This window comes from Bacillus sp. AY3-1 (assembly GCF_008368785.1).
GTDB lineage: Bacteria > Bacillota > Bacilli > Bacillales > Bacillaceae_G > Bacillus_A > Bacillus_A wiedmannii.
Window position 1 is genome coordinate 156303 of sequence record NZ_QORZ01000020.1, and the last position, 9278, is coordinate 165580.

General features: G+C 36.0%; 14 protein-coding genes. 9 read left to right on the plus strand and 5 right to left on the minus strand.

Translation table 11 applies throughout. The annotated features are described in order from the left end of the window. The first annotated feature begins 275 nt into the window (after positions 1–275). Positions 276–389, plus strand: a complete 114-nt coding sequence (locus tag DN389_RS29235; RefSeq protein ID WP_002007073.1) for a hypothetical protein — start codon at positions 276–278, stop codon at positions 387–389. Between the two features lie 30 nt (positions 390–419). Here DN389_RS29235 and DN389_RS21950 read toward each other — a convergent pair whose 3' ends face one another. Continuing rightward, a complete protein-coding gene (locus DN389_RS21950) occupies positions 420–614 on the minus strand; it encodes a hypothetical protein (protein WP_000172690.1) in 195 nt (64 codons plus the stop codon). Positions 615–731: 117 nt separating this feature from the next. Here DN389_RS21950 and DN389_RS21955 point away from each other — a divergent pair, with 117 nt between their 5' ends. Further along, complete coding sequence (locus tag DN389_RS21955) at positions 732–1067, plus strand: DUF1878 family protein (protein ID WP_000383652.1); 336 nt, start codon at positions 732–734, stop codon at positions 1065–1067. 5 nt (positions 1068–1072) lie between these two features. Here DN389_RS21955 and DN389_RS21960 read toward each other — a convergent pair whose 3' ends face one another. The 3 genes from DN389_RS21960 to DN389_RS21970 all read right to left on the minus strand — a co-directional run bounded on the left by DN389_RS21960 (position 1073) and on the right by DN389_RS21970 (position 2911). Continuing rightward, positions 1073–1630 carry an HTH-type transcriptional regulator Hpr gene (locus DN389_RS21960; protein ID WP_000834920.1) on the minus strand — a complete coding sequence of 186 codons (558 nt, stop codon included), beginning with the start codon at positions 1628–1630 and terminating at the stop codon, positions 1073–1075. A 298-nt stretch (positions 1631–1928) separates the two neighbouring features. Continuing rightward, on the minus strand, positions 1929–2291 hold the full coding sequence (locus DN389_RS21965) for a YtxH domain-containing protein (protein ID WP_088121566.1): 363 nt from the start codon (positions 2289–2291) through the stop codon (positions 1929–1931). A gap of 185 nt (positions 2292–2476) precedes the next feature. Continuing rightward, complete coding sequence (locus DN389_RS21970; RefSeq protein WP_001016839.1) at positions 2477–2911, minus strand: HIT family protein; 435 nt, start codon at positions 2909–2911, stop codon at positions 2477–2479. A gap of 560 nt (positions 2912–3471) precedes the next feature. Between DN389_RS21970 and ecsA the strand changes: the two genes are divergently transcribed. From ecsA to ecsC, 3 genes are read left to right on the plus strand one after another with little or no spacing between them, the layout of a single operon-like run. Then, positions 3472–4215: an ABC transporter ATP-binding protein EcsA gene (gene ecsA, locus DN389_RS21975; protein ID WP_001292607.1), complete on the plus strand. Its 744-nt coding sequence runs from the start codon at positions 3472–3474 to the stop codon at positions 4213–4215. Next, positions 4208–5419 (plus strand): ABC transporter permease EcsB, encoded by a 1212-nt coding sequence (gene ecsB / locus DN389_RS21980; RefSeq protein WP_001089119.1) that lies wholly within the window; start codon positions 4208–4210, stop codon positions 5417–5419. The genes ecsA and ecsB overlap by 8 nt, the downstream gene beginning before the upstream one ends. A 13-nt stretch (positions 5420–5432) precedes the next feature. Then, complete coding sequence (ecsC, locus tag DN389_RS21985; protein ID WP_064471027.1) at positions 5433–6140, plus strand: ecs operon protein EcsC; 708 nt, start codon at positions 5433–5435, stop codon at positions 6138–6140. A 39-nt stretch (positions 6141–6179) separates the two neighbouring features. Here the strand turns inward: ecsC and DN389_RS21990 are convergent, their stop codons facing one another. Next, a complete protein-coding gene (locus tag DN389_RS21990; RefSeq protein ID WP_075310498.1) occupies positions 6180–6332 on the minus strand; it encodes a sporulation protein YjcZ in 153 nt (50 codons plus the stop codon). Between the two features lie 156 nt (positions 6333–6488). On the opposite strand from DN389_RS21990, the gene DN389_RS21995 reads away from it, so the two are divergent. The 4 genes from DN389_RS21995 to DN389_RS22005 all read left to right on the plus strand — a co-directional run bounded on the left by DN389_RS21995 (position 6489) and on the right by DN389_RS22005 (position 9235). Further along, positions 6489–7070, plus strand: a complete 582-nt coding sequence (locus DN389_RS21995; protein WP_000164863.1) for a TetR/AcrR family transcriptional regulator — start codon at positions 6489–6491, stop codon at positions 7068–7070. Positions 7071–7072: 2 nt separating this feature from the next. Beyond that, positions 7073–7243 (plus strand): hypothetical protein, encoded by a 171-nt coding sequence (locus tag DN389_RS28530; RefSeq protein ID WP_170959451.1) that lies wholly within the window; start codon positions 7073–7075, stop codon positions 7241–7243. Positions 7244–7326: 83 nt separating this feature from the next. Next, the gene (locus tag DN389_RS22000; protein WP_088082709.1) at positions 7327–7803 is read left to right on the plus strand and encodes a PH domain-containing protein; all 477 of its coding nucleotides are present in this window, start codon (positions 7327–7329) and stop codon (positions 7801–7803) included. After that, positions 7796–9235 carry a PH domain-containing protein gene (locus DN389_RS22005; protein WP_098802226.1) on the plus strand — a complete coding sequence of 480 codons (1440 nt, stop codon included), beginning with the start codon at positions 7796–7798 and terminating at the stop codon, positions 9233–9235. The genes DN389_RS22000 and DN389_RS22005 overlap by 8 nt, the downstream gene beginning before the upstream one ends. Positions 9236–9278 lie beyond the last annotated feature (43 nt).

The following is a 9278-nucleotide window of genomic DNA, read 5'->3' on the forward strand; positions in this document are numbered from 1 at the left end:
TAAACACTCCTACTATTATGTATTTTTAATTTATCCTACACCAATGAATTTTAGTTCATAAGAGCCCGATTAAGTCTCACTGATACTTTTGCTTTGTATATTGGTAAAGCGCGCTTAACAGGGCTTACCGAGGCTGAGGATAAAGTTAAGATGCGTGTCATTTATTTCATAGTATAAGCAATATGTACAAAATTTAATATATCATATTTCGACTCGATTTCATATTGATAAAGAAAATTTAACCAGTGCGTGTCAGATTTTGAAGGTGTTCCATATTGGGCGCATGCCGCATATACAGAAAAGAGGAGGGGATGGGGATGAATTCTCAACTTATTTTATTACTTGTACTGTTTATTTTATTGGTTATAGTAGGTATAATTTGCTTATAGAGGAAAAAAGTGAGGAAGGGGCTTCCTTCCTCACTTTCCATGAAATATAATTTCTATATAACTAGAAATTAATAAAATTGTTATACATACATTAATAACCCGAAAGACACCGGGTTGGCGGCTCGCAGCTATTTGTTTTCGTTCACACAGTGTATGTGTCATGAAATTCGTGTAAAATATAACAAGAAGTGCGAATGCGACAAAAACAACTGTTATAAGTGTCATGAGGCGAGACCTCCTTTTGGTAAAATACATATACTTTATATATTGTATCATACGATATTTTGTTCGTGTTATAAAATTCAGAAATAGAAGACTTTGTGTTAGAAAGAGAGGGAGAAAATGGACGTTGTTAGAAGATTAGAACAAGCTGAATACTACGTAGACCTACTATTTAAAATGATTGATGAAGAAAAGTGTCCATTTTATTCTTTGATCATAAAGAAAAAAGCTCGTAAAAAAGATATTGAACGTATACTAAATCTTTGTGAAATATTGAACGAGCAATATGTAGTGGAGAAAGCAGAAGGGCTTCTTTTGTTCGATGCGCTGTTAGATCAATTTGAAAAAGCGCTTCCACATCAGCTCGAAGTACACGAAACTGCGGAAGCGCTAGCAAAACAAGGTTTATTTAAGCCGCTTATGAATGAATTCTTAAGCATGATTGCGAAACAATAAATAGATTACTTCTTAACTAACTTCTGATCGGATTCCGTAAAATTCTCCTCAATATTCTCTAATGATTTCTCAAAAATATCGATGAAGTCTTGTCCGTAAATGTTGCGCAAGATAGCGATAAGTTCGATATTTTCTGGGAACTTACCATAGAAATTACGAAGTGCAAGAGCCCCATTAAATACAGAGTTATTTTCAGGATCATACTCCTCCATTAAGCGAAGTAGTAATTCTTCCCCTTTGTCTGTAATCTCAATGTACGTATTTCGTTTATCATCTTCTTTTTTTGAGAATACAAGATAGCCGCGTTCTTCCAGCTTTTTCGAGAAGTTAAACGCCGTTGATACGTGCATAACTCCAAACTTAGCAATCTCAGAAATAGAAGCCCCTTTTAAATGATAAGCGATTGACAAAATATGATGCTCATTAATGTTTAAATCGTAAGGCTTAATCCACTGTTGCCAATCTTTCTCTACACATTTCCATAACGCTTTCGATAATTGAGCAATGCGTTGGCTGAAAATCATCGCTTCTTTTACCGAGTAATCTTTTTCTCCACTTTTCATTTACTCACCCACTTTAACATTCTTTTTCATTACTATCTATTATGCCAGTAAAGTAAAAATTAATAAAGTCTTTTTGTGAGAATTGTGAAAATTTTTCGGAAAAATGACATTCTATACAAATCATGCATAACTATGGAAGCGTTTTATGAGTCGTGAATACATGTGTTGTCCTTACATGTTAAGTGATAACATATATTGTAAATGCATAAAAACACGGCATATCTGTGTGATATGCCGTGTTAAGGTCGATTTATATAAAAAATATTTGTTATATGCAAAAAACTAAGCAGGAATTTGTTTACGCTTTTTCCGGAACAGCTTCTTGTAGTTTCTCAATTGATTTTTGAATGTCCAAAATTTCTTGCTCAATATGTCGTTTGTTTTGAGAAATATCTTGCTTCCAGTTAGAAAGCGTGTCTTGCATATCTTCTTTTAATTCTTGAAACACTTCTTTACCTTCTGAAGCAGTTTCAACGATTTGACGTTTTAATAATTTTGTATCAGCTGTAATATCAGCTAAAGTCTTTTTAATATCAGTTCCTTTTTCTTTTAGCTTACCGCGCATAGTTTTACCAGAAGAAGGAGTAGAGAAAAGAACGGCTAATCCAGCAACTGCTCCGCCGCAAATGACACCTGTAATAAAGGATTTAGCTTTTGACATAAAAGGAAACCTCCTTATTTTTTGTTCGTATTCATGATGTGAAAAAATATGCATATCTTTAAGACAAGGGAAAGAAAAGTGTGCAATGCACATTCCCCGAGATCTTGAATGGAGAAACAAGCCGTGCAATATGTAATGACTTTAGGAAAGTGGCTTGTTATGTATTACTTCTTATTATAGTGTCACTATTCCACACTATTTGCAATTGTACTTGCGATGTTTTGTAAATTTTCCATTGTGTATTCATTTTGATGTGATTTCCAAACAGCACCGAAACCATCGTTTTCACCGTAGCGTGGAATTAAATGAAGGTGGAAGTGGAACACAGTTTGTCCAGCTTTTTCACCGTTATTGTTAAGTAGGTTAAAGCCAACTGGATTAAACTCTGCTTTAATCGCATTTGCGATTTTCGGAACGACAGAAAAAATGTGTGATGCGATTTCTGGCGTTAACGCAAAAATGTCTTGTTTGTGAACTTTTGGAATAACAAGAGTATGTCCTTTTGTTACTTGACTAATATCTAAAAATGCAAGCACATGTTCATCTTCGTATACTTTTGAGCAAGGGATTTGCCCATCAATAATTTTACAAAAAATACAATTGTCCGCTGTATGGTTCATTGATCTCATCCTTTCAAGTAGCCTTAGCCGTATTTTACCATAATTATATAAGAGAACAAACACGAAAAACAGGAAGCTGACTCAGCTTCCTGTTTTCTGAAGAGGGATTGAAAAAGCATTATCGTAATTTACGTTTCGCAGACACCTCATTTATTTAAGAAATGCACGGTAAATCGGCTAAAGTTTCTGCCGTAGACACCCCATTTTCAAGTGAAATGAATTGCAATCTTTATAAAAGGAAATTGTTTATTTTTTAAAACAGTATATGCTCTTTCGGAGACACCCCGTTTCGAAAATGAAACAAATGATCTGGTTATGTGTAAATTTCTTTGTCCAACATGGACACCCCATTTCATGATGACTTCACTATGTTGTTGTACTCATCAATTGGTGGTTGCTTTTTCAATGTGTTCCTTCTTCACTAATTATGATGTCCGCTTTCGTAAAAATATATGCTAACAAATTTAAATTTTTTTTTGAGGGCATCGATACTATGTAGTACAGCGCTATTTTTGGTAAGATGAATATAGAATGAATACTAATGAAGAAAGTGGTGTCGTATGAGCGAGTTATTGCGTGTAGAAAATGTTACAGGAGGATATACGAAACGACCTGTACTAAAAGATGTTTCGTTCTCTGTGAATAAAGGCGAACTTGTCGGCTTAATCGGTTTAAATGGAGCCGGGAAGAGTACGACAATTAAACATATTATCGGTTTAATGGAACCGAAAAAAGGAACTGTCACAATTAACGGGAAAACAATTCGTGATGATATGACAGCGTACCGTTCTAGTTTTTCGTTCATCCCAGAAACACCAGTATTATATGACGAGCTAACGCTAGAAGAACATTTGAAATTAACAGCGATGGCGTACGGTGTCGATGAACAACAATATGAAGAACGTGTAGGACAACTATTACAAGAATTTCGCATGAAAAATCGTTTAAAATGGTTTCCATCTCATTTCTCAAAAGGGATGAAACAAAAAGTAATGATTATGAGTGCGTTTTTAGTGGAACCATCTCTTTACATTGTGGACGAACCTTTCGTTGGGCTTGATCCGTTAGCGATTCAATCACTCCTTCAAATGATGGATCAAATGAAAAAGAGCGGTGCGGGCATTTTAATGAGTACACATATTTTAGCGACGGCAGAGCGTTATTGTGATTCGTTTATTATTTTGCATCAAGGCGAAGTAAGAGCGAAGGGAACATTATCTGAACTGCAATCACAGTTTAATATGCCAGGTGCAACGTTAGATGATATTTATATTGCATTAACGAAGGAAGAAGATTATGAATAGCACAGCATTATGGAAAGAACGATTTCGTCACTTTCTAAAAGAAGTTCGTACATATAGTAAATACGTATTTAATGATCATTTGAAATTTATTTTTGTATTTATCATCGGCGCAGGAGCGTATTATTACCAGCAGTGGTTACAAACGTTAACACCGTCGTTTCCGACAGCACTTGTTATGGCAGTGCTGCTTGGACTCGTATTAACGGCCGGATCCATTCAAACGTTATTAAAAGAAGCAGATCTCGTTTACTTACTGCCAGTTGAACAAAAGTTAAAACCGTACTTTACAAAGGCATTTCTCTTTACGTTTATGATTCAGTTATACATAATCGCAATTGTAGCGGCAGCGCTTGCCCCGTTATACTTCCAACAAATGAAGCAAACAGGAGCGGCTTACATATGGATTGTACTCGCGTTTGTCATTGTAAAAGCGTGGAACTTATTCGTTGCATGGGAAAAATCATTTTTAACAGACCAAAATATACAAAGAGCTGATTGGTTCATTCGTTTTATTTTAAACGGTTTATTTGTGTACTTCCTTGTAGAGCGTACTTCCGTTATTTTTGTTGGCGGAATCGTCCTTCTCATGGTGTTATACCTTGTAGTACTGCATCAAATGGTGAAGGGAAAGCCGCTAAACTGGGAGTACTTAATTTCTGAAGAAGGTAAGAAGATGATGCTGCTGTACCGCATCGCGAACATGTTCGTTGATGTACCAGCATTAAAAGAAAGAGTAGCACGTAGAAAATGGCTTGATTTCATTCTTTCGATGATTGGTGAGAAGCGTACATATTTATACTTATATACGAGAACGTTTTTACGATCTGGTAACTATTTCGGTTTATATATGCGTTTGCTCGCTCTTGGAGGAGTTATTCTTTACTTTATTCCGTTTTTATATGGACGATTTATCGTAAGCCTTATTTTCCTATACTTAATCGGTTATCAGCTATTAACTTTATGGAAACATCACCGCATGAAGATTTGGCTTGATTTGTATCCGGTAGGGGGAGAAGAGAAGAAGAAAGATTTTCTTGTCTTATTAAATGCGATCCTTATTACCGGCAGCGTTGTATTTACAGTTATATTCGCCCTTGCGACGAAAGATTTCATGATGACGGGAATTTTACTAGTCGTAAGCATAGTATTTAGTATCGGTTTCGTTTATCAATACGGGGCGAAACGTATTGAGCGTTTAAATTGAAGGGAATGAACCTATGATTACATACGAAGAGAAGGTTATAAAAGAATTGGAGCAGTGGAAAGCTACATTCATGAAAGATTCTTCTATGATGACACGGTTCTCTAAGAAAGTGCAGACGAAAGTGCAACAGCTTATTCCGGCGAAAGTGCAAAAAGTATTAACGGAAACGATTCGAATGATGGTGCAAACGATTAGTGCCGGATCAAACTTTATAAAGCCGAAATTAAAAGAGACGAACTGGTCATTGCAAAGAAGAGACGACGAAGTACGTAAAAAAATGGATGAGTACAAAAAAATAGCAGCGGCAGAAGGAGCAGGGACGGGAGCTGGCGGTATTCTCCTTGGCCTTGCTGATTTTCCGCTTTTACTCGGCATTAAAATTAAATTTTTATTCGATGCAGCAACGTTGTACGGGTTTGATACGAGCAATAAAGAAGAACGCCTTTTTATCCTCCATGTTTTCCAACTTGCCTTTTCAAGTGACGACCACCGAAAAGAAATATGGAAAGCAATCGAAACGTGGGATACAGAAGAAGAAAATCATATGGACTGGGAAAAGTTCCAAACAGAGTACCGAGACTATATCGATTTAGCAAAAATGCTTCAGCTCGTACCAATAATCGGTGCCCCGGTCGGCGCATATGCGAACTATCAATTACTGCAAAGGCTCGGAGAAGTGACGATGAATTGTTATCGTATGCGAATACTTAATAGAAATTAGAAAGAAAGCATCCTACATGTGTAATGTAGGATGCTTTTTTTAGAAGTTAATGCCGTTATAGCCAACTCCGACTACAATCAATACGATAAAGAGCACAATGAGTACTATATACCCACTACTAACGCTCTTACCGTCTTGTCCAGCTTCACCGCCACCAGTGCCACCACTACCGCCTTTACCACCAAGTCCCATAGGAATATCCTCCTTATTGTTATATGTTGCTTTTACTTTATACTTTTCTGTATTTACCAATAAATTCCTCCTGAAGCGCTAACTAACTTGCAAATCATTTCGTTTCATTTTATAATTTACTTACCGACCGGTAAGTAAAAATAAGTGAGGTACAGTATGACAAAGAATTTACAAACATCGCAAAACATTGTAGAGGCATCATTTAAACTCATGGCAGAGCACGGCATTGAGAAAATGAGCCTTTCCATGATCGCGAAAGAGGTAGGTATTTCAAAACCGGCTATTTATTATCATTTTTCTTCTAAAGAAGCGTTAGTTGATTTTTTATTTGAAGAAATTTTTTCTGGGTATCATTTCGTGAGTTATTTCAATAAAGAACAATATACGAAAGAAAACTTTGCAGAAAAATTAATTGCCGATGGTTTACATATGCTCTCTGAGTATGAAGGCCAAGAAGGAATATTACGTGTTATAAATGAATTCATCGTAACTGCGGCGCGAAATGAAAAGTATCAGAAACGCTTATTTGAAATACAAGAAGATTTCTTAAATGGTTTCCACGATTTATTGAAGAAAGGTGTAGAACTTGACGTTGTGTCACAACATGCAACGGAAGAAAATGCTCATACGTTAGCGCTCGTAATCGATAATATGAGTAATTACATGCTGATGGGATTCCAGTTAAAGTATAAAGAAATTTGGATTCAAAATGTGAAAAACGTAATGAAGGAGGAATAAAAATGAAAATGCAAAAAAACTGGTGGCTCGGTTTTCTTGGGTTTATTGGGATTTATAAAATACCAGGTATGATTGAAGCTTTTCAAGCAGATGGAAGTTGGATGAAGTTAATTGGCTTCATTTGGTTACTTTGGTTCGGATATTTTATTCCTGAGAAGAAAGAGGATAAATAATAAAATTTCAATTTTATGTAAAGTTATGTAAAATATAGATTGAGAGTATTCATATATTAGATTACTAGATTTGGAGTGGTTACATGGATCCATTGAAAAATGAAATTAACCCTGACATGGTCAAGGTGTGGAAAGTTCGTGCTGTAATTGAAGAAGGAATCGGTATTCTCGTCATGCTAGCTTACCTTTTCCTCATGATAAAGTTTGATTGGTGGGCGTGGATTTTGTACGTGATGATTGGTCTAACAGTTGCGTTTGCACCATTTTCGTACTTTTTATTCCCAAAACTTCGTCAACGTTATTACAGTTATCAATTAAATGAAGAAGAACTTGAAATTCAGCACGGTCTTTTCGTCGTAAAGCGCGTATTAGTACCGATGATTCGTGTACAGCACGTGACAATTGAACAAGGTCCAATTATGAGAAAATATGGATTAGCACAATTGCACATTTCAACAGCGGCAACTTCTCACAGTATCCCAGGCTTAACGATGTATGAAGCAGAAATGTTGAAAACGAAAATCGCAGAATTAGCGAAAGTGAGTGATGAGGATGTATAAGAGGCAGCATCCCATTACGATGTTATTAGAATTAAAAATAACAGACTTTATACCACTCATTATTTTTATGTTTAGCTTAAATGGAAAATTCCCGTTTTGGTATTTAATTCCCGCTGCATTCGGTTTACTCACCGTCTTTTCAGCGTTTGAAAAATGGTATTACACAACATACTGGGTTGAAAATAACGTATTACATGTGAAACAAGGGCTCTTTGTGAAGAAGGAGAGCTACTTAAATAAAGAACGTGTTCAAACGATTAATACAAGTTCAAACGTGTTATATCAAATGCTCGGTTTAAAGAAAATTCAAATCGAAACAGCTGGCGGAGGCGATGATGCCGAAGTAAGCCTAGCTGGTATTACAGAAGATGAGGCGAAGGAGCTTATTTCCTTACTAAATGAGCCAACTCCAGAAGTAAAAGCAGAAGAAACATCAGAAGAAGTAGTAGAAAAAGAAGTTATGACAGAGGAAAAGCAAGCGACAGAGTACAAATTAACTTTGAAAGAAATTTTATTAGCATCTGTTACATCTGGTCAGTTTGGATTGTTATTCTCATTAATCTTTTTCGTGTATCACCAAGTAGATGAGTACATTCCGAAATGGATAGAGAATGGCGTAAAGTCGTATGTAATGGAACATGATGTATATGGCTGGATTTTCATGGTAGCCATTTTGATCGTCCTTTCATGGATTATATCGACAATTGGTTACGCGTTAAAACATGGTAATTTCACAGTAAATCGAAGAAATGATGAGGTCCGCATTTCGCAAGGATTACTTGAGAAAAAAGAACTCGTACTAAAGTTACATCGTATTCAAGGTATTACGATAAAAGAAAGTATTTTGCGTCAGCCATTCGGTTATTGTGCTGTGCAAGTAGAAGTCATTCAAAGTAAGAGAATGGGTGACGAAAAAGAAAAAGTTACACTGCATCCTATCATTCGAAAAGATCGCGTACAACAGTTACTTGCACATTTACAATTACCATACGAACTGAATACAAACATTATTTCATTACCAAAAGTAGCATTACGTCGTTACTTAATTGATAGTTTTATATTCTTCGCAATGCTAGCAATCCCACTTATTGGAATAAGTATATACTTTGAAAAGCACTTCATCATGTGGGCATTGATTCCGCTCGCGATCCTCATCTTTACACTTGGATACGCAACATTTAAAACAAATGGTTACAGTGTAAACGGAGAGCAAATTACGCTTGTATATCGCAGCGTCGGAAAATATACAGGACTTGTTAGAAGAAGACATGTCCAATCAATGGAAAAAACACAATCATATTTCCAGCGCCGAGCGGATTTATGTACGTATAAGTTCTCTAACGCATCATCCAATTATAAACTAGAGCATACGAGAGTAGCAGATGCGGAGAGAATGCAGGATTGGTATAAGAAGAGAATGAGTGAGAATTAACTTGAAAAAGCTTGCCTATTATGAATGAAGTGAACCCCGAAAA